The sequence below is a fragment of the Enterococcus sp. DIV0294 genome (assembly GCF_050558155.1).
GTDB classification, from domain to species: Bacteria; Bacillota; Bacilli; order Lactobacillales; family Enterococcaceae; genus Enterococcus; species Enterococcus faecalis.
In genome coordinates, this window is the sequence record NZ_CP187889.1 from 420,640 (window position 1) to 440,644 (window position 20,005).

15 protein-coding genes and 4 pseudogenes are annotated in these 20,005 nt (G+C 34.9%); 12 read left to right on the plus strand and 7 right to left on the minus strand.

Annotation, left to right across the window (positions count from 1 at the left end; all coding sequences use genetic code 11):
* Nucleotides 1–185 precede the first annotated feature (185 nt).
* Nucleotides 186–509: pseudogene (locus IGJ20_RS02160) on the minus strand (DUF3955 domain-containing protein); the annotation flags it as partial.
* A gap of 391 nt (nucleotides 510–900) precedes the next feature.
* Between IGJ20_RS02160 and IGJ20_RS02165 the strand changes: the two are divergent.
* Nucleotides 901–2,769: a MucBP domain-containing protein gene (locus tag IGJ20_RS02165; RefSeq protein ID WP_231414801.1), complete on the plus strand. Its 1,869-nt coding sequence runs from the start codon at nucleotides 901–903 to the stop codon at nucleotides 2,767–2,769.
* Between the two features lie 187 nt (nucleotides 2,770–2,956).
* Here IGJ20_RS02165 and IGJ20_RS02170 read toward each other — a convergent pair whose 3' ends face one another.
* Nucleotides 2,957–3,826 (minus strand): helix-turn-helix domain-containing protein, encoded by an 870-nt coding sequence (locus IGJ20_RS02170; protein WP_002382837.1) that lies wholly within the window; start codon nucleotides 3,824–3,826, stop codon nucleotides 2,957–2,959.
* A gap of 89 nt (nucleotides 3,827–3,915) precedes the next feature.
* On the opposite strand from IGJ20_RS02170, the gene IGJ20_RS02175 reads away from it, so the two are divergent.
* Complete coding sequence (locus IGJ20_RS02175; RefSeq protein ID WP_002397635.1) at nucleotides 3,916–4,815, plus strand: MFS transporter; 900 nt, start codon at nucleotides 3,916–3,918, stop codon at nucleotides 4,813–4,815.
* A gap of 81 nt (nucleotides 4,816–4,896) precedes the next feature.
* Nucleotides 4,897–5,163 (plus strand): hypothetical protein, encoded by a 267-nt coding sequence (locus tag IGJ20_RS02180; protein WP_231414800.1) that lies wholly within the window; start codon nucleotides 4,897–4,899, stop codon nucleotides 5,161–5,163.
* 222 nt (nucleotides 5,164–5,385) lie between these two features.
* On the opposite strand, the gene IGJ20_RS02185 is transcribed toward IGJ20_RS02180, so the two are convergent.
* Nucleotides 5,386–6,204 (minus strand): MurR/RpiR family transcriptional regulator, encoded by an 819-nt coding sequence (locus IGJ20_RS02185; RefSeq protein WP_231414799.1) that lies wholly within the window; start codon nucleotides 6,202–6,204, stop codon nucleotides 5,386–5,388.
* Between the two features lie 155 nt (nucleotides 6,205–6,359).
* On the opposite strand from IGJ20_RS02185, the gene IGJ20_RS02190 reads away from it, so the two are divergent.
* Genes IGJ20_RS02190 through IGJ20_RS02200 form a run of 3 tightly spaced genes read left to right on the plus strand, consistent with a single transcriptional unit; the run spans nucleotide 6,360 to nucleotide 9,055 of the window.
* Nucleotides 6,360–7,067: an N-acetylmannosamine-6-phosphate 2-epimerase gene (locus tag IGJ20_RS02190; protein ID WP_002358533.1), complete on the plus strand. Its 708-nt coding sequence runs from the start codon at nucleotides 6,360–6,362 to the stop codon at nucleotides 7,065–7,067.
* Nucleotides 7,060–8,562 carry a PTS transporter subunit EIIC gene (locus tag IGJ20_RS02195; protein WP_002382840.1) on the plus strand — a complete coding sequence of 501 codons (1,503 nt, stop codon included), beginning with the start codon at nucleotides 7,060–7,062 and terminating at the stop codon, nucleotides 8,560–8,562. Before IGJ20_RS02190 ends, IGJ20_RS02195 begins: the two co-directional genes overlap by 8 nt.
* 10 nt (nucleotides 8,563–8,572) lie before the next feature.
* On the plus strand, nucleotides 8,573–9,055 hold the full coding sequence (locus IGJ20_RS02200; protein WP_002397631.1) for a PTS sugar transporter subunit IIA: 483 nt from the start codon (nucleotides 8,573–8,575) through the stop codon (nucleotides 9,053–9,055).
* 632 nt (nucleotides 9,056–9,687) lie between these two features.
* On the opposite strand, the pseudogene IGJ20_RS02205 reads toward IGJ20_RS02200, so the two are convergent.
* From IGJ20_RS02205 to IGJ20_RS02215, 3 genes and pseudogenes are all read right to left on the minus strand, one after another.
* Nucleotides 9,688–10,110 (minus strand): annotated as a pseudogene (locus IGJ20_RS02205) (YibE/F family protein); the annotation flags it as partial.
* 54 nt (nucleotides 10,111–10,164) lie between these two features.
* Entirely contained in the window at nucleotides 10,165–10,845 is a 681-nt protein-coding gene (locus tag IGJ20_RS02210) for an IS6-like element IS1216 family transposase (RefSeq protein ID WP_010713561.1), read from the minus strand.
* A gap of 42 nt (nucleotides 10,846–10,887) precedes the next feature.
* A pseudogene (locus IGJ20_RS02215) lies at nucleotides 10,888–11,010 on the minus strand (acyltransferase family protein); the annotation flags it as partial.
* Between the two features lie 236 nt (nucleotides 11,011–11,246).
* Between IGJ20_RS02215 and IGJ20_RS02220 the strand changes: the two are divergent.
* The 5 genes and pseudogenes from IGJ20_RS02220 to IGJ20_RS02240 all read left to right on the plus strand — a co-directional run bounded on the left by IGJ20_RS02220 (nucleotide 11,247) and on the right by IGJ20_RS02240 (nucleotide 16,434).
* The gene (locus IGJ20_RS02220; RefSeq protein WP_002358670.1) at nucleotides 11,247–12,200 is read left to right on the plus strand and encodes an ABC transporter ATP-binding protein; all 954 of its coding nucleotides are present in this window, start codon (nucleotides 11,247–11,249) and stop codon (nucleotides 12,198–12,200) included.
* Nucleotides 12,201–13,718, plus strand: a complete 1,518-nt coding sequence (locus IGJ20_RS02225; RefSeq protein WP_002355507.1) for an ABC transporter permease/substrate-binding protein — start codon at nucleotides 12,201–12,203, stop codon at nucleotides 13,716–13,718.
* 141 nt (nucleotides 13,719–13,859) lie between these two features.
* The gene (gene argR, locus IGJ20_RS02230) at nucleotides 13,860–14,315 is read left to right on the plus strand and encodes an arginine repressor (RefSeq protein ID WP_002355509.1); all 456 of its coding nucleotides are present in this window, start codon (nucleotides 13,860–13,862) and stop codon (nucleotides 14,313–14,315) included.
* Nucleotides 14,316–14,348: 33 nt separating this feature from the next.
* Nucleotides 14,349–15,869, plus strand: coding sequence for a phosphomannomutase/phosphoglucomutase (locus IGJ20_RS02235; RefSeq protein ID WP_192211644.1), 1,521 nt, complete (start codon nucleotides 14,349–14,351; stop codon nucleotides 15,867–15,869).
* A 10-nt stretch (nucleotides 15,870–15,879) separates the two neighbouring features.
* Nucleotides 15,880–16,434: pseudogene (locus IGJ20_RS02240) on the plus strand (GNAT family N-acetyltransferase).
* A gap of 123 nt (nucleotides 16,435–16,557) precedes the next feature.
* Here the strand turns inward: IGJ20_RS02240 and IGJ20_RS02245 are convergent.
* The gene (locus IGJ20_RS02245; RefSeq protein WP_315985676.1) at nucleotides 16,558–17,421 is read right to left on the minus strand and encodes an RluA family pseudouridine synthase; all 864 of its coding nucleotides are present in this window, start codon (nucleotides 17,419–17,421) and stop codon (nucleotides 16,558–16,560) included.
* Between the two features lie 342 nt (nucleotides 17,422–17,763).
* Here IGJ20_RS02245 and IGJ20_RS02250 point away from each other — a divergent pair, with 342 nt between their 5' ends.
* Entirely contained in the window at nucleotides 17,764–19,950 is a 2,187-nt protein-coding gene (locus tag IGJ20_RS02250) for a PBP1A family penicillin-binding protein (RefSeq protein WP_002366159.1), read from the plus strand.
* The last annotated feature ends 55 nt before the right edge of the window (nucleotides 19,951–20,005 follow it).

Below are 20,005 nucleotides of genomic sequence, written 5' to 3' on the forward strand. Positions count from 1 at the left end.
AGAAGAAAAAGAAAAATGACTTTGAAAAAATATAGGTAGGAAAATTTTTTATCTCATACGTAAAGCGATTGGGACAAACATCCATGAGAGCGATCGATCTCATGAGTGTTTGTCCCAAATCCTTTTTGCCTATGTTTTTGATAGAAAAAATTCGATTAGATCAAACGTTTTTTCCGCTCTTTTATTTATTTTGTTTGCTCTGCCTTTATCCGAACAAGCTCTATGATAAATCTAATCCCTGTGACTAAAAAGACAATCATTCCCGCAAAAAGGAAAAGAAATCCAATCGGTAAAAGGTAAAAATTTTCGTGTAAAATGCCAGCTGCATCAACATATTCTACTGAATTCATTTTGATGAAAAAACAGGCAAAACCAAAAAATAGTAGAAAACTCCCAATCAATGTGGTAATCATATTTAGTTTTGCTCGTCTTGTCTTACTGCCATCCTGGATTAACTTTTCAGTCATATTATTCACATTACTTCCTCCTAAAATCAATTCATCAAGCGAAGTGCGTCTTCTTTTTGTTAATGGATAAACGTATGATCTAATTTATATTCATTGATCCACCCCGTTCTCTCATTTTTCACTTTTAACAGCTATTTAGAATTTCTTTCGACTTTTTTGTTCGGAGTATTGACATAGGAGCCATTTGCCATTTAACAACAAATTATTTTGCCACTTAAAAAGAAAAGTGACAGATGCATTTTCAACTAAAAACAATTGAGGTCAGAAACTTAAAAGTTTTTGACTTTTTCTTTATATATTTAGAACAATCTTTTGTAAATTATGGGTATACTTTAATTTAGGGGATAATAGTGATATTCAAATAAATTACTACTATCTTAAAGTTATTATGTCTATTGCTCTTTATGTTGTTTTTTAAGGTAGTTTTTATAATTTGAAAAAATTTCTTAATTTGTGTATATTCTATGTAATTAGGGTTAAAAACAAAATAAAATATAATTTCAAGGAGGAAGAAATGATAAAAAAAATACTTTTCGGAGTAGTATGTATTTTTGCGTTTGGGGGAATGGCAATCACTGCATTTGCAGATGATACTCTGCCTATCTATGGTTCACGTATTTGGTTTGATTTAAATGGCAATGGAATACAAGACCAAAATGAACCGTCAGCACCTGCTATTCATTTTGATAAACTAGCCTTTACAAATAAGGATTTGACGGTAGGATTTGATTATCCAGGAAATAATCATTTGAATGCTGGATCTACTACAACCCCTATTAATTCTGCTACAGCTGTTATTGAGCCTAAGTCAGCATGGGTAAAGCAGAATTTAAATAAAGATTGGTCGGAAATAACAGATAAAGCTATGGAAACAGATGATTGGACGGAGTACGAAAGTGTTTCAAAGCAATTTTCTGATGCTAATCCGCTTATGGATAATGCAGAAGTACCATACAGAACAGGTTTTGGGAACCTAAATTTAGCTAACTGGATTGCTCAAAATGTACCCGAAGATAGCTCATACATTAATTACATTTACATTAATCCTAGTCAACTACCAAAATGGTTAACTATTACTGAATCCAATAAAGCAAGTATTGTTAATAGTTCACAATTTTCAGCAGATGGTTTCTATTACTTTGATAATAAAGCTCCTCTCCAAACAGTCAGTGGTTACTACAATTTAGATGGAACATTTACTGAAAGTAATGATACTCAAAATCCGTATGTTCACAGTTATGCAATAGCAAATCTAGGATTAATTCCTCATGCTTCTATAAAACTTGATATGACAACAGAACAAAAAATAAGTAATCCAAATAAAGAAATTACTGTAACCTACACAGTTAAAAATGACGGTACGAGTGATCTTGAAAACATAACTTTATCCGATATCGATTTTCCAGCATTTAATTTGAAAAGTGGAGAAGAAAAGACTTTTAGTGTGGCACAAATACCTAATCAGCAAGGAATTATAAATACAACTGTGCAAGGAGATCTTAATTATTACTATGATCAAGTTTACTTAAACCCCGATACAGGAGAGACTTCAACCACTCCACAAAAACCCATGCATCTATTGACAGTTACTGATGATAAACAGGTAACGGTGACTTACCCGACTACAAAACAGTCAACAATAACAATTCGTTATATGGATGAAGAGGGAAATCAATTAATTGATCCTATTACTAAGACAGATATTGTAGGTAAGGAGTATTCTACTGAGCAAAAAACATTTGACGGTTATCAATTTGAAAAGTTAACAGGAAATGCTTCTGGTGTATTTACAGAGAGTGATCAAGAGATCGTTTATGTATATAAGAAAATTGTAACTCCTCCTGTAAAACAATCAACGATAACAGTTCGTTATATGGATGAAGAGGGAAATCAATTAATTGATCCTATTACTAAGACAGACATTGTAGGTAAGGAGTATTCTACTGAGAAAAAAACATTTGACGGTTATCAATTTGAAAAGTTAACGGGAAATGCTTCTGGTGTATTTACAGAGAATGATCAAGAGATAGTTTACGTATATAAAAAAATTGATGTGTTAAAAGAAGAGAATAAAGCTCAAATTAACAAAACATCGAATACTGAATTTAAAGAAGAAAATAAGGTAAATGATAGCGTTAAAATGGACAATACTTCTACAGGAAAAAAGATTGATAAATCTTTGCCTAGAACAGGATTTAATAATAATTTAGTATTAAATACATTGGGTTCGGCTTTGCTTGTAGTTAGTTTTGTTGGTTTTACTGTTGTATTTGTTATTAAAAGGCTAAAGCAAGACAAATAAGGGATTAATAATTTTTTTAATTACAAACAACGTAATAGTACCCCAAGTATTAGATACCATGTCTAATTATTTGGGGTATTTTTTTACGACTATACAAAAAAATCCAATACTAATTCTAGAACATTGAATATCAAGGTAGTGCTATACTCTTCAAAAAATTCGATTTTTTAAATTAGTTCTTATCTACTTAATTGACAATAGAGGTATGATTTTTAAAAAAAATTTCTAGTTCTGTTGCGTATTGGGACAAACCAGTAAGTGTTAAAACTTTGTAGATAGCTGTTAATTCTTCCATAGGAATCTGCTTATTTTGTCTGGCTAATAGCAATAAAGTAAAGTAGTGACCAAGAGTTTTTTGAAAAAAATTCTCTGGAAAAGAGGTTTCTCTATTGATGAATTCAAGATAGTTAGAAGCTAATTTATCTTGATTTGATTCAATACATATACTAATAAAGTTTAAGAGAATTGTTAAAATAATACATCGATTAGAAAGCGTATAAGAAGTAAGTTCTTTTTTTAAGATACTGTTAATGAATAATTGATTACTTTCAATAGTATAAACTCGGAGTGCATTTCCATAAACAGATAATTTTAATTTATTCCAAGTTGGTAGCGTGAATAAATAGTTTTGTAATAATTGTTTAGTATCAGGAGGCATAGAAATTAAACTATCGGAGAGCCCAGCAATTGATAAATCGAGGAGTGCTAAAAGTAATGCTTTTTGTTTTTTTGACATCACTTGATTATGATCAACCGATTTTTTTAAGCGGTGTAATTTAGGTATATCTTGTTTTAAGTGAGCCTCACTCCATGCTAAATGAATTAATTGTTCATAAGAGATGTCTGTGGCACCTTTTTTTTCAAGTGAAATAAAAAAATCTATTACATCGATTTTGTTTTGTTTCAAAATAGATAGTAAATCCTCAGCTGCAATCTTATGATACCCCTTTTCAACCTTGGCATAATAGGAAGTTGAAAGAATGGGTTGGCACATTTCACTTTGTGTTAGGCCCCGATTTTTTCGTTCGATTTTCAGTTGTTTTCCAATAGTGTTCATAAAGTTCCTCCTTTTTAGTCAAATACGACAATTTCCCTGTTGTTTTTTCCTTTTTTCTTATAATAACTGCTAGGAGGGGGAGAAATCAAATGAATGTTTTCAGAAAAAATAAAATTTTTCGTCAACTCTCGTTGGCAAATGTTTTATCTATTGCAGGAGATTCGTTATTTTATTTGGCACTAGTTACGTACGCTAGTCAGTTAAAACAATATTCTCTAATTATTTCAATTATTGCTTTATTAGAAACACTACCTAATTTACTAGAAAGTCTTTCAGGTTACTTTTCAGATCAGACAAAGTATCGTTTTCAATGGCTTATAGTGAGTGGGTTTATTCGTGGGATACTATATTGTTTTGTAGGTATTTTGTTTGCCAGTTCATGGCAAGCATGGCTTATTATCTGTGTGACAATTAGTATTAATTTTGTGTCTGATTGTTTTGGAACATTCAGCAACAGTTTAAGAATTCCGATTATTCGTAGAATTTGTACAAATGACGAGTTAGAGGAAGCGTTGGGCTTAACTAACAGTTTTGGTCAAATCATTCGTTTTATTGCACAATTTTTAGGGGCGGCACTGCTAGCACTTGTTTCATACTCTGGACTAGCGTATCTTAATGCAATAAGTTTTTTCTTAGTCAGTGTGATTTTTTTGTTTATTCAAAAATCTATGGATACCTCTTCTGTTGCAACAAATGAAGAAGATGGCGCAAGGAAGAAAATAGAAAGACAATCGTATTGGCATTCTTTGAAAAAGGCAATCAATCAAATCAGATATCAACCCAAGCTATTTCAAATGGTTTTTCAAGTGGGAATTATCAATGGCTTATTGGCTGCATTTTTACCGTTATTACAAATCATATTCGTAGAAAAAACAAAAATGATCATTGGTAACTATAGCTTTACCGTTGCGTTAACTGGAGCAGTACTAACACTTTCTTTAGCCATGGGAGTCTGTTTGGAGTACCTTTATTTAAAAAAGTTCAGTTAGCTACTGTTGTTTTATGCTTGAATCTTTTTATTATCATTTTTCTAATTAGTTGTTTTTATGAGAATTTTGTTGTTATTTTGAGTGGATTGGCCATTATTGGCCATTATTGGCTTTTTGGTTGGTGTAAGTACGCCCAAATTGTCTGGCTGGTTAATGACTTCTGTAGATTCCCAACAATTAGCTATTTCTGTTGGGTTAATTAATTCTATCTTGGTGATGATGGCGCCATTGGTTATGAGTATTTTTTCTTTGATTTCTAGTTTTCATAGAATACAGGCTTTGATTATTTATTTATTGTTATTAAGTGGTGGTTGTTTAATGCTATCTTATATAACTAACAGAAAATGAACTTTCTCGGCTAACCGTATACAAAATAAAAAAACGATTCGTTTTTATGTCCATATACCCCCTATTATTAAGACAAATAGTATAGTGAGCTTATTATATTGTAGGATATCTATCAAAATAATTTGAGGAATAATGCTAAATAAATAGAGGCAACAAGATACATATTACATATTGTTTATGTAGTATAATCTTGTTGCTTTTTTAATAACTAATTCTAAATTATCACTCAATTCTTTTATCAATAATTGAACGTAAGACTTTTTCTCTTAAATCCAATGAATTAATCTTGTTATTTTGTTCATATTCATGTACTAACAGATCACAAATATAAAGTTGTGAAATTTTTCCAGCTAAAGAACCACCATTTAAAAATTCTTCGATTGCTGTTTGTAAAACTAAATCTGCAGATGTTCCTATCGGTGAATGAATATAATTCGTTATAGCAAGTATTTTTGCTCCATTATTTTTTGCAATTTTTAATGAGTCATAAGTATCTTTTGTTTTTCCAGATAAAGAAAAGATAATAACTAAATCTCTATCTGTTAACAAAGAAGCAACTTGAGCTTGATAATGAGGATCTAATACAGCTTTAGCTTGTATTCCTACCCTCAAAAACATACTTTCCAAATCAAGACTAGTATTTCCACTAGATCCTACACCAAAAATATATAGGCTGCTTGCTTGATTAATAAGTTGGATTGCTTTTGTTAATTTTTCTTCATTAATTAAACAAGAAGTAGACTGAAGTACTTCAATCAAACTTTTAGCAACTTCATCGTGGTATTTACCACTAGATGGTTGTTCTTTTTTTTTGCTAAAATCTTCTTTAGCAATTTCAATTTTTAGATCAGAAAAACCAGAAAATCCAAGTTTTTGACAAAAGCGAATGATTGTTGCATCGCCAACATTCGCTTTTGTTTTAATATCATTCATAGTACTGTAAATAATAGATTCTCCAGAGTTAAGAATAAAATCAGCAACTTTTCGTTCAGATTTTGTTAATAAGGGATAATGTTCATTAATTAAATAAATGTAATTCATAAAATCTCCTCTAGAATGTAATTTTTGTTTATTATACACTATAAAAATTAAAAAACTCCAAAATTCTCCATTTTTCTTGACAACAATGTAAGCGGATGCTAAACTTTTTTTGGAGTAAAAATCCTAAAAAATATAAAAGTGGAGGTTTGTGGAGTTTGAACAAAGCAAAATTCTTAGAAGTAATTTCAGGCGGTTTAATTGTTTCGTGTCAGGCGCTACCTGGTGAACCATTTTATACAGAGGAAGGAGGTTTAATGCCATATTTTGCATTAGCAGCTAAAAATGCTGGAGCTGTTGGTATACGTGCAAATTCTGTTCGAGATATTAAGGAAATCAAAGAGAAAGTTTCTTTACCGATTATTGGCATAATAAAAAGAGATTATCCTCCTGAAGAGCCATTTATTACAGCAACTATGAGAGAAGTAGATGAATTAGTTGCAATTGGTGTGGAGGTAATTGCTTTGGACTGTACTTTACGTAAACGTCATGACGGATTATCTATTAATACTTTTATAGAAAAAGTAAAGAAAAAGTATCCTCAACAACTATTAATGGCTGATATTTCTACTTTTGAGGAAGGAAAGAATGCTTATCAAGCTGGTGTGGATTTTGTTGGTACAACCTTAAGTGGCTATACAAAGGAGAGCAAAAAACAAAATGGCCCAGATATGAAATTAATTAAACAATTAGTACAAGAAAATATTTGTGTTATTGCTGAAGGGAAAATTCATACACCTGAACAAGCAAGACAAATTAAAAAGCTGGGTGTTGCAGGAATTGTCGTTGGTGGTGCAATTACACGACCACAAGAAATTGCTAAAAGATTTGTCGATGCATTGAATAAGGAGGAAAAAGATGTTTAAGAAGTTTTCACAATTAGGTCGCGCATTTATGTTACCGATTGCAATCTTACCAGTAGCAGGTTTACTTTTAGGCCTTGGTGGTGCTTTAACAAATGAAAGTGCAATGAATGCGTATCCAATTTTAGAACAGCCATGGATCCATACAGTATTAAGTATTATGAGTTATGCAGGAAATGCTGTCTTTACTAATTTAGCATTGATTTTTGCTATAGGTATTGCTGTAGGGTTAGCAAACGGGGATAAAGGAACAGCAGGTCTAGCCGGTGGAGTATCTTACTTAGTGTATACAGCAACGATCAGCGGCTTTCTTGCGTTATTTTCTGCTAAAGATGCAACTCTTGATACTGGTGTTGTTGGATCTATTATAATTGGCGGAACTGTTGCATTTCTACACAATCGATATCGGAAAATTGAACTACCGCAATTTTTGGGCTTTTTTGGCGGATCGCGTTTTATTCCAATCATTTCTAGTTTAGCGGCAATTATTATCGGTTCTTTCTTTTATTTAATTTGGCCACCAATTCAAAATGGATTAGCAGTAGTTGGAGAACATATTGCACAAATGGGAAGTCTAGGTACTTTTTTGTATGGATTTTTACTTCGTTTGACTGGCGCAGTAGGATTACATCATACTATTTATCCACTTTTTTGGTATACGTCTTTAGGAGGTACAGAAAGTGTAGCTGGAGTTACTGTTTCTGGTGCACAAAATATTTTCTTTGCGCAACTAGCTGATCCAAACCATACAGGACTATTTACTTATGGTACTCGTTTCTTTGCAGGTAGATTCGCGACAATGATGTTTGGTTTACCAGCAGCTTGTTATGCTATGTATCGTGCTATACCTAAACAAAATCGTAAAAAGAATGGTGGACTTTATTTTAGTGGTGGCTTGACTTCATTTTTAACAGGGATTACTGAACCAGTTGAATATATGTTTTTATTTGTAGCCCCATGGTTATATATAATTCATGCATTCTTAGATGGTCTATCTTTTTATTTTGCTGATATTTTAAATATCCGAGTAGGAAATTCATTTTCTGGTGGATTAATTGATTTCTTATTATTTGGTGTACTCCAAGGAAACGATAAGACAAATTGGCTGAAATTAATTCCTTTCGGAATTGCTTGGGCAATTGTTTATTTCTGCGTATTTACTTTCTTCATTAAGAAATTTAAAGTAGCTATTCCTGGAATGGGAGAAGAGTTGCCAACGACTGCTGAAAATAAATTAAATAAAAAAACATCATTAAATGATGAAGCTCAAATAATCATTAAAGCTCTTGGTAGTAAAACCAATATTGAATCCGTTGAAGCTTGTGCTACTCGTTTACGTGTAGCTGTTGTAGATGGCCGAATGGTTGACAAAGAAACTATTAAACAACTAGGTGCTACTGCTGTTTTTGAAGTGAATGGTGGTATTCAGGCAGTTTTTGGCGGTAAAGCTGATTTACTTAGTCAAGAAATTAATCAAATTTTAGAAATTGAGAATTAGGAGATATCTTATGTTTAATCTATTTAAAAATAAAAAACAAGAAGGAATTTCCATTACTGCTCCTTGTTCAGGGAGGATTATTCCTATTTCAGAAGTAAATGATCCAATATTTTCAAAAAAAGTACTTGGAGAAGGATTTGCAGTTGTTCCCGAAGGTAACAAAATATATGCTCCTTTGACTGGAGGAATTGAAGCTGTTTTTCCAACAAAGCATGCAATTAGTATAAAAAGCGATGCAGATATTGAGTATTTAATTCATATTGGTATAGATACAGTTGAATTGGAGGGTAAACCTTTTTCAATTTTTGTTAATGCAGGAGAGAAGGTTACTACCGAAACATTATTAGCCGAAGTTGATTTTGATCAAATTAAACAAGCAGGAAAAGATCCATCTGTCATAGTTGTTTTTACTAAACCTGAACAAGTTAATGAAGTCATCTTAAATAGTTATACAACTATATATGGTGATTCATGTGGTAAAATTATACTTTGACGTAGAGTTAAGTATGTTATCGGATTAAATTTAAATGAATAAAAGGTGATTATAGACTGTGAGTTATAGAATTTAAGTAAATTATATTAACAAAACACCCTACTATTATATAAATCAGTAGGGTGCTTTCTACTTATCGGAACTTTAGTATATTCAAAAATATTAACATAAGAAAATCTTTTTTTGATTTTCTTGTGTTAGAATATGCAATTTTAACTTTTACGATTTTGTGATAATTTTGAATAAATCAATTAGGAATAGAAGTAAAAAATACAAATTAAGAATTATACTATTACAATAAAAGTTTAAACTTACTGTATCAGTATGCACAATTGATTTTTACTGAAAAGTCACAGTTAAGTTACTGTGACTTTTGTTGAGTATATTACATAGAATAACAGATAAATTAGTTGTGGATTCTTTTATTTAAGTATTTGGAAAAGAGCGGACTGGATTAGAGGGTGTTTTTTCACACTAATCAAGACTTACATAACAAATGGATTTAATTATTTCAATCACCAATAAATCAAAACAAAACTTGGCTGCAATTTTGTTCAATATAAGTGAACGGTTAATTGTATAAAAATACCAAATATATTTCTATAAAAGGTATTCGGCCTAGCTTTTGGGTTTCAATACAAAGTGTGGAATCTTTTTTTTAATATCCAGCTACCTAGTAAACAGGACAAAGGTAAAATTAAAATTCCTGCACAACCAGTTAAAATACTTACTAATAGTTCCCCTACAAAAATTTTAGAATTAATTAATTCTAAAAATGAATAGTTTAAATCCTGTAAGTAAATTACTAATGCAAAATTAGATGCTATAAAAGCAAATAAGAGAGTGTATATAGTCGAATTTAATACCTCAATTACTACGTTAAAACTAGAATTAAATAGTTCTTTAAAAGTTAACTCTGGGTTCTTCGTATATATTTCGTAAGTAGAACTACAAATAGCCATACTTCCGTCAATAACGGCACCAGAAAAACTAATTAAAATAATTGAGACGTTTAGTTCAGAAAAAGGGATATCAACATTTAAATCAAAATTAGCGGTTCTGTTGCAAAGTTTTAAATAAAGAATAAAATCCCTTACGGTATCTATGATTTAAGCTGGGATTCCCAATAATACCTTGATTTCAGTACAGACCGAAAACCCGAAGAGAGTACCTTCTTTTCGGGTTTTCTTATATAATCCTCGAATGGCTTCCATGCCTTTAATCGTGGTAGAGGCAGTGCGTAAACTTCGATAGAATTTATTGCGTCTCTTTACTGGACGATGGTCTTGTTCAATCAAATTATTCAGGTATTTAATGGTACGATGTTCTGTCCCTTGATAAAAGCCGTATTCTTTTAGTTTCTTAAAGGCACTTGTAATAGAGGGGGCTTTATCTGTGACTACAACCTTCGGTTCATCAAACTGCTTCACTAACCGCTTAAGAAAAGCATAGGCTGCTTGTGTGTCCCGTTTTTTACGTAACCAAATATCCAAGGTTAAACCATCTGCATCGATGGCTCGATACAAATAATGCCATTTTCCTTTAATTTTGATGTACGTTTCATCCATTTTCCATGAATAAAAGGATTGTTTATTTTTCTTTTTCCAAATTTGATAGAGTAGTTTGCCATATTCTTGCACCCAACGATAAATCGTCGTATGAGAAACGTTAATGCCACGATCATATAAGATTTCTTGAACTTCACGATAGCTAAGGTTATAACGAAGATAGTAGCCCACGGCTACAATAATCACATCCTGCTGAAATTGCTTTCCTTTAAAATGATTCACCGTCATTCCTCCTGCTATCTTTTTCTATTATTCTACCTTATTTGATAGTAGATTTAAAACTTTGCAACAGAACCCTTCACGATCTAAAATATGCCCAAAAATCACTAAGAAAATTAAAAAAAGTTTCACGTTGTCCCATTTATAAATTCGCTTGTCGTTTTCCATAACGATCACTCCTTTTAGTAGAAAACAGTTCACTTTTGTTTAAGGCAGAAGAGGACAATTTTTCCATTCATTGAGTAGATAATTGTAGATACGAACCGGCAGCCGTTAAATGAGCCCCCACATACTTGCGCTTAAAACAAAAAATTAGGCAGGATGTTAGTCTTAAATTATACTGAAAGAGTGACGATCCTCCAAAGATTTTGTTTATTAAGAAGTGAAAGATGCGGTGAAAATAAATGATAAAATTTCAAAATGTTTCAAAAGTATATCAAGAAAATGCTGTTTTGTCCGATGTGAATTTAACAATCCAACAAGGCGAATTTTTTGTATTAGTAGGGCCGAGTGGTAGTGGAAAAACGACGACTTTGAAAATGATTAATCGGCTCATTGAGCCAACGACAGGTGAAGTGGCTCTCAATGAGCAAGCGGTAACCAACTACCCTTTACGTGAATTACGACTAAAAATTGGCTATGTTCTTCAGCAAATTGCCTTATTTCCTAACTTAACCGTGGCGGAAAATATTGAGTTGATTCCTGAAATGAAAAAATGGCCCAAAGAGCAACGCAGAGAGCGAACCATTGAACTATTGAAAAAAGTTCAGCTGGATCCTGAGGAATATCTGCATCGTAAGCCAGCAGCGCTTTCAGGAGGCGAACAACAACGTATCGGGATTTTACGCGCCATTGCAGCCGAACCAGAAGTGATTTTAATGGATGAACCTTTTAGCGCGCTAGATCCGATTTCAAGACATCATCTTCAACGTTTGGTGAAAGAACTTCATCAGGAATTAGCGAGTACCATTGTTTTTGTGACCCATGATATGAATGAAGCTTTACTGTTAGGAGAGCGCATCTGTATTATGGACGCTGGCAAAATTATTCAAGTCGATACGCCAGAAGCCATTCAAAAACATCCGAAAAATAATTTTGTCGGTCAATTTTTCAAACAATCTTCGCCAGAACTAGCGAACTATTGTGGCGCTGACTTGACTGCATTTTTAGAAGCCGCAGATGAGACGATTGAGCCAGTGCCGACTGTTTTCATGGAAACCAATTTAAAAGAGATTGTCCAACTCATTAATGCACAAGAGAAAGCAAATTTAGTAGAAAAACAACAAGTTTTAGGGTGTATCACCTCAAAAACGATTACTCGTTTTATGGAACAGCTGTTGGAAAGCGAGGAACAGTAGATGCAAGCACTGATTGAAACTTTTTTCGCTCGAAAAGAAGAATATCTGCAAGCGTTAATCGAGCATATGCAATTGTCCTTTATCTCGTTATTATTCGCTGCGTTGATTGCAATTCCTTTAGCCATTTATTTAACAAGTCATCGTAAGTTAGCGGAAAGTCTGTTACAAGTGACTGGGATTTTCCAAACCATCCCTTCTTTAGCCTTGCTAGGCTTACTGATTCCGTTAATTGGTATTGGTCGACCACCGGCAATTGTTGCGCTAGTGATTTATGCCTTATTCCCAATTTTACAAAACACCTATACTGGTTTGACGGAAATTGATCCTTCGTTAGAAGAAGCCGCAGAAGCATTTGGGATGAGTAAAAAAGAAAAACTGTTTAAGTTTGAGTTACAAATGGCATTACCATTTATTATTTCTGGGATTCGAACGGCTACCGTTTTAATTATTGGTACGGCCACGTTGGCGGCGTTAATTGGAGCAGGCGGTTTAGGGACCTTCATTTTATTAGGAATTGATCGAAATAATTTATCGTTGATTTTTATTGGAGCTCTTTCATCAGCTGCACTAGCAGTCTTATTTAATTATGGAATTCATTGGTTGGAAAAAGCGAATGGGCGGCGACTAATCATTGGTGGTACTATTTTAGGCCTTTTGTTAGGTGGTTCATTTTTCTGGAATCAACAAACTTCTTCAAAGGAAAAACAGCTGACAATTGCTGGCAAATTAGGAGCGGAACCAGATATTATTATTAATATGTATAAAGCCTTAATTGAAGAAAATAGCGACATTCAGGTGACGTTAAAGCCAAACTTTGGCAAGACTACTTTTTTATATAATGCCTTGAAATCAGATGAAATCGATCTTTATCCGGAATTTACAGGAACAGTGATCGAAACCTTTTTAAAAAATCCTCCTCAGCTAGACAATCAACCTCAAGTAGTCTATGAAGCGGCACGCGCTGGCTTGAAAAAACAAGAAAACCTTACTTTGTTGAAACCGATGCGCTATGAAAATACGTATGCCGTCGCAGTTAAACGCTCATTTGCAAAAGCGCATCAATTAAAAACGATTAGTGATTTACAGAAAATTAGCAATCAGTTGAAAGCAGGTTTTACGTTAGAATTTATTGATCGGCAAGATGGTTATAAGGGATTACAAGAAAAATATCATTTAAATCTGAATGTCCAATCGATGGAACCGGCGTTACGCTATCAAGCGATTAATAATGGTGAGGTAAATGTGATTGATGCTTATTCAACGGATAGTGAATTGAGACAATACGATTTAGTAACGTTAGAAGATGATCAAGCGCTATTTCCGCCTTATCAAGGAGCACCACTTATTAAAACAGCAACGTTGGAAAAATATCCAGAATTAGCAGAAATATTGAATAAATTGGCAGGAAAAATTAGCGAAGAAGAAATGAGTGAAATGAATTATCAAGTCAATGTGGAAGGGCAAGATCCTAGCATAGTGGCGAAAGACTATTTAAAAGAAAAGAATCTTCTTAAATAAGTATTTTTTACTGAAAAAGACTGGTATATAAACATTTATCCAGTCTTTTTCAGATAAATAAAGAGTTTAATGTGAAAAGTACCTGTATTTTTACTCATTTTTGGATATAATAAAAGAAATGAATGGAGAGGAGTGGTCTATATGAAAAAAGCAGAACGTCAACGTTTGATTAAACAATTAATTATGCAACAAGAAATTGAAACACAAGATGAATTAATCACTCGTTTGGAAGAACTTGGCGTCCGAGCCACTCAAGCGACTGTTTCAAGAGATATCCGTGAAATGAGTATTGTTAAAACACATGGTGCAGATGGTCGTGTCAAATATGCAATTTTTTCTCAAGCACAAGGCACAAGCAGTGAAGAGAAATTACGAGAATCAGTAAAAGATTCAGTTGTTCGAATGGAGCGAGTACAATTTATTGTCATCTTGCATACAGAGATGGGGAATGCCGATGTGGTGAGTAACTTTTTAGATGAAGTAGCTTATCCAGAAGTGGCTGGTACAGTGGCTGGTGCGGATACGATTATTGTGATTACACGTTCAGAAGAGGATGCGGAACACTTTATCGAACGCATCGAAAATATGATTTTTTAAAATTGAAAGCATCAATAGAAGGGAGTTTTTTTCTTGGTAGAATTGAAAGCGCTACAAAACGGTTCGGATATTCGGGGAATTGCTTTGGATACGGAAGAGCAAACTGCAACATTAACCGCAACAGCAGTAGCCGAGATTGCGGTGGGCGTGGTTCGTTGGTTACAGGACAAAAAACAGCTGCCACGAAAGGCACAACAGCGCCTGACAATTGCAATCGGACATGATAGTCGTCTAACGGCGGAGCCGATTAAGCAAGCATTAGTAGATACGTTTCTTTCATTAGGTATTCAGGTGATTGACGTTGGTTTAGCTACGACGCCTGCTATGTTTATGGCTACTCAATTTCCAACGCTTCAATGTGATGCAGCGATTATGATTACAGCTAGCCATTTGCCTTATTACTTTAATGGCTTGAAGTTCTTCACAGCAGAAGGTGGAGCAGAGAAAGAAGATATTCGGTATATTTTATCTCATACTGATCCGCTGACGGCCAATGAAAATGGCACACTGATGAAGCAAGAGTTACTGCCAATTTATGCGGAGCATTTGGTGGAAAAAATCCGCCAAGGAATTCATTCGCCAGAAGAGAAACCTTTACAGGGCTTTCGAATTATCGTTGATGCGGGTAATGGGGCTGGGGGCTTCTTTGCGGAGCAGGTTCTTCAAGTTTTGGGCGCTGATACGACGGGATCACAGTTTTTAGAACCAGATGGGCATTTTCCTAATCATGTACCTAATCCAGATAATTCTGAAGCAATGAAAAGTATTCAAACAGCTGTTTTAGCTAATCAGGCAGATTTGGGCATTATTTTTGATACAGATGTAGATCGTTCGGCCGTAGTGGACCAATCAGGTGAGGTACTAAACCGAAATAATTTAATTGCTGTTTTAGCGGCAATCGTTTTAAAAGAAGCGCCTGGTAGTTATATTGTGACAAATTCGCCAACCTCAAGTCATTTAAAAACATTTATTGAAGAAAAAGGCGGCCAACAGATTCGTTATATTTCTGGTTACCGAAATGTCATTAATAAAATGATTGAATTGAATCATGGGGGCTTTCAGACGCCGTTAGCCATTGAAACCAGTGGTCATGCAGCGTTTCAAGAAAACTACAATCTGGATGATGGTGCATATGTCGTGGCAAAAATTTTAATGTTGTTACCAGAATTGAAACAAAACAATCAAACGTTAGGTGATCTGATTGCTACATTGAAGCAACCGGCAGAAACCAACGAATTTCGCTTCAAAATTACTGCGGAGGATGTTACTTGTTATGGGCAACAAGTCTTGCGAGACTTTGAATTGTTTGTAGAAAATCAAGCAGACTTTGCTGTGGACCGTGAAAACCAAGAAGGTGTTCGGGGAAACGTGTCTGGTCAATATGGCAGTGGGTGGTTTTTGCTACGCTTAAGTCTGCATGAACCGTTGCTTGTTCTTCAGGTAGAGAATGACCAAAGCGATAAAAATGCGTGTGTCATCGAAAAAATTGCCACTTTTTTACAAAAATACGAGGAAATAGATAGTCAGCAAATAGAAAATAATTTAGGAAATTAAAGGTGTTCTTATGAAAAATGTCTTAAAAGGAAAACACATTGGCTTTTCTCATTTTAGAGAAGAATATATCGAACATATTGCAAAACAGCAATAGGATAATGAATTGCTTCGGCATTTGAGCTGGGATGCTTTACATCCGTGGGGGCTTGAAGAATGGAAAGATTTCACAATTAATAAAGGAGAAGATGATCGATTTCTATTTGCTATTTTAGAAAATACGACAGAGGAATTTATTGGTTGGGTTTCGTTGTCTGATGTACAGTTGAAAAATAGAGGGGCCAATTTAGGGATTGCTATTTTACAAAAAGAGCAACGTGGTCAAGGATATGGCTTTGAGGCGGTGTCTTTAATTTGTAAATTTGCTTTTTATGAATTGGGTTTGCACAAAATCAGATTAGCTGTCAATAGTAACAATCAAAAAGCGATTCAAGTTTATGAAAAAGTAGGCTTCAAAAAAGAAGGAATTGATAGAGAAGCGTTATTTCAAGATGGCCAATGGCTGGATATCTACAATTACGGAATTTTACAAAAAGAGTGGCTACAAATGATTAAGGCTGAGAGTTAGCTCAGGAACTGTTTAACACCAAGACACTAAGCAAACGCAGATATGCCGTTCTCAGCAGTGAATGTGCGGTAAAATAAAAAAGCAGAAGAAATCGGCGGTTACCGTCCGATTTCTTCTGTTTTTTTACCATAGGCCAGGCGCTGCAGTCACAACGATTTGTTTTTTTGTAAACGGATGGAGTAAATGAAGTTGTGAAGCATGGAGCATTAAACGAGCTGCCTGCGATTTTGGGTTGTATAACGGATCACCAATAATTGGATGCCCTTCGCTAGCTAAATGGACCCGAATTTGGTGCGTCCGACCTGTTTCTAAAACACAGGTAACTGCGGTTTGATTGTTAGAAAGAGCTTGGACCACTTGGACATGTGTAATCGCTGAATCCCCTTTTTGAGGATCAATCCGTCGTTTCCGGCGATCATGCCGATCACGACCAATTGGCTGATTGATTGTCTGTTCTTTTTGGTTAAAGTGACCAGCTACAATCGCTTGATATTGGCGGTAAATTTGTTTTGTTTCTAATAAACGCCCTAAAATAGGTAAGACAAAAGGATTTTTAGCAAAGACAATCGCACCACTGGTTTCTTTATCTAATCGATGAACGACATAAGGGACCTGATTTTTCTCAGCTAAATAGGCAGCAACATGATTTAACAAGGTGTCTGTTTCCTGTGGCTGATTTGGATGGGTTTTAATGCCATAAGGTTTATTTACAATCATTAAATGTTCGTCTTCATATAAAACCTTCACACGCGTTGCTTCCCCCAAATGAATAGTGGGACGCACATAATCGGTTTCTTCAAACGTTAAGGTGACACAATCGCCAGCTTGGACTGGAAAATGAAAAGCAGCTGTTTCTCCGTTGATTTTGACATTTTTTTGCGTGCGTAAAAAATGGCGCACTTTTCGAGGGACTAGCCACTCATTTTCTAATAGTTCTTTTACAGTCATTGTTGAAAAATTTTCAGGTAATCTCATTGAATATTCCACCAAATCCCACCTTTCACTGATTCGCTATTTAGTGTAACAAAGCTACTCAAAAGGTCAAGTCAGAACGGAAAAAAAGCTGAAATTTGTTAGAAAGGCAGTTCCTTGAGAGATTCTTAAACAAATTTACATAAAAAACGAAGAAAAGCATGATAGAATAGAGGCTAAATAAAGACTCGTTTCTAAACGTAAGCAATTATTTACCTCTAGTGAAGGCCATATTTCCTTTGCTATAGCGAAAAGACCATTGAAATTGTTTTTCAAGAATTTTTCATGCTTTAGACCTAGGTCGTACCCACAAGAATATGGTAGACTTAGCCAAGAAACGTAAACAGAGGGAGTACTATGGACAATCTTAAACAATTTTTTAGTAAAGTCGGTGTCGGATTACGTCATTTTTGGACGTGGATAAAGCCTTATTTAATACAATTCCATCAAGCCAGAAAGCGGATTTGGAAAAAGTATCAAATCAATAAAATTTTCTTGTTAATTGGTTTGGTAGTCGCTTTAGGTGCCAGTATTTATTTATTTTACTTAGCCAAGTCCGCAAACGTTGAGACCCTAAAATCGGGGCTAAGTGAATCAACACGCGTTTATGATGAATCAGGAAAAGAAGTCGGAAAGTTATTCGGGCAAAAAGGGACTTTTGTGGAACTGGATAATATTTCTCCTTATATTCAAGATGCGGTTATTTCAACTGAAGATCGCGGGTTTTATCAACATAAAGGGTATTCCATCAAAGGGATTGCCCGTGCGGTTGTTGGAAAATTGACCTTCGGGAAAATCGGTGGCGGTGGTGGCGGAAGTACAATTACGCAGCAATTAGCCAAAAATGCTTACTTAACGCAAGAGCAAACGTTAGATAGGAAAGCCAGAGAATTATTCTTAGCGATTGAAATCGAAAAGAAATATTCGAAAAAAGATATCTTGGCAATGTATTTAAATAATTCTTATTTTGGTAATGGTGTCTGGGGCGTGCAAGATGCAGCTCGTAAATACTTTGGCGTGGATGCGTCCCAAGTGACAGTGGGGGAAGCCGCAACGCTAGCGGGCATGTTAAAAGGGCCAGGAATTTATAACCCAATTGATTATATTGACAATGCCACAGCGCGACGGAATACCGTTTTACAACTAATGGTCGACAATAAAAAACTATCTCAAGAAGAAGCCAATCAAGAAGCGAGTGTTAACTTAGCGAGTCTATTAAATGACACCTATGTTGGCGACGAAAATAGTTACAAATATCCATATTATTTTGATGCGGTAATTGATGAAGCGGTCAATCGTTATAAATTTAAAGAAGAAGATATTTTAAATAAAGGATACAAGATTTACACTTCTTTAAATCAGGGGTATCAAGATGCGATGGATGCAACTTATAAAAATGATGCACTATTTCCACCCAATGCAGAAGATGGTGCCATGGTTCAGAGTGGTTCTGTAGCCATTGATCCGAAAACCGGCGGCGTGCAAGCGCTGGTGGGCGGTCGAGGGGAACACGTTTATCGAGGCTTTAACTTTGCAACGCAAACAAAACGTTCACCAGGCTCGTCCTTAAAACCAATTTCTGTCTATACACCAGCTTTAGAGGCTGGCTATAAACCAGACTCTGTTTTAGAAGATAAACCACAAGATTATTATCCAGCGCAAAACTATAGCCGAACGTACAGTGGAGAAGTTCCTATGTACCAAGCCTTAGGAGAAAGCTTAAATTTACCAGCGGTGTGGTTATTACATCAAATTGGTTTAGATAAAGGCTATGAAAAAACAGAGAAATTTGGCATTCCGTTATCAGAAAAAGATCGGTACTATGGTTTAGCCCTTGGAGGATTACAAACGGGTGTTTCGCCACTAACTATGGCGGGAGCTTATAGTGCCTTTGCCAATGAAGGCTATAAAACTGAAACGCATTTAATTACAAAAATCGTCGACTCAACTGGCGCAATTGTAGTTGATAATACTAAAGTCAAGAAAGAACAAGTCATTACCAAAGATGTTGCAGATGGGATTACAAGTATGCTACTAGGGGTCTTTAGTTCTGGGAGCGGGGTCAACGCACAACCAGCAGGCTACGTAATGGCTGGTAAAACAGGTACGACAGAAACCAACTTCGATAGTAGTAAAACGAACGATCAGTGGGTGATTGGTTATACACCAGAAGTTGTCATTGCTACTTGGTTAGGCTTCCAAGAAACCAGTAAAACCCATTATCTGGAAGGTAGTAGCGCCACATATGCCTCTCAGGTGTTCAACAGTCAAGCCAGTGGCATCTTGCCACAAGTCAAACAAGCACAATTTCCTGTCGCGGATGCTTATGCCACAGGTGGGAAAGTTGTTGATAGCAACGATAGTTTAACCGGTGGTGCCAATTCTAATTGGCGGGATAACTTAAAAGACTTTGGAAACTCTGTTCAAGATGGCGCTAGCAATTTCGGAGATACATTGAATGAAGTTGGGGGACAAATTAAAGACGGCGCGAAAAAAGTCAAAGACAAGATTGAAGGAATTTTCGGAGGCTTATTAGGAAATTAGTTGGGAAAACCTAAGAGAAATGGTACAATAAAGATGAAACTATTGAGAAAAGAGG

What these genes read in the sequence shown, in the direction of transcription:
- IGJ20_RS02250 (WP_002366159.1), top strand. Translation starts at nt 17,764, where the DNA reads ATGGACAATCTTAAACAATTTTTTAGTAAAGTCGGTGTCGGATTACGT.
- IGJ20_RS02175 (WP_002397635.1), top strand. Translation starts at nt 3,916, where the DNA reads ATGAATGTTTTCAGAAAAAATAAAATTTTTCGTCAACTCTCGTTGGCA.
- IGJ20_RS02195 (WP_002382840.1), top strand. Translation starts at nt 7,060, where the DNA reads ATGTTTAAGAAGTTTTCACAATTAGGTCGCGCATTTATGTTACCGATT.
- IGJ20_RS02220 (WP_002358670.1), top strand. Translation starts at nt 11,247, where the DNA reads ATGATAAAATTTCAAAATGTTTCAAAAGTATATCAAGAAAATGCTGTT.
- argR (WP_002355509.1), top strand. Translation starts at nt 13,860, where the DNA reads ATGAAAAAAGCAGAACGTCAACGTTTGATTAAACAATTAATTATGCAA.
- IGJ20_RS02200 (WP_002397631.1), top strand. Translation starts at nt 8,573, where the DNA reads ATGTTTAATCTATTTAAAAATAAAAAACAAGAAGGAATTTCCATTACT.
- IGJ20_RS02170 (WP_002382837.1), bottom strand. Translation starts at nt 3,826, where the DNA reads ATGAACACTATTGGAAAACAACTGAAAATCGAACGAAAAAATCGGGGC.
- IGJ20_RS02185 (WP_231414799.1), bottom strand. Translation starts at nt 6,204, where the DNA reads ATGAATTACATTTATTTAATTAATGAACATTATCCCTTATTAACAAAA.
- IGJ20_RS02225 (WP_002355507.1), top strand. Translation starts at nt 12,201, where the DNA reads ATGCAAGCACTGATTGAAACTTTTTTCGCTCGAAAAGAAGAATATCTG.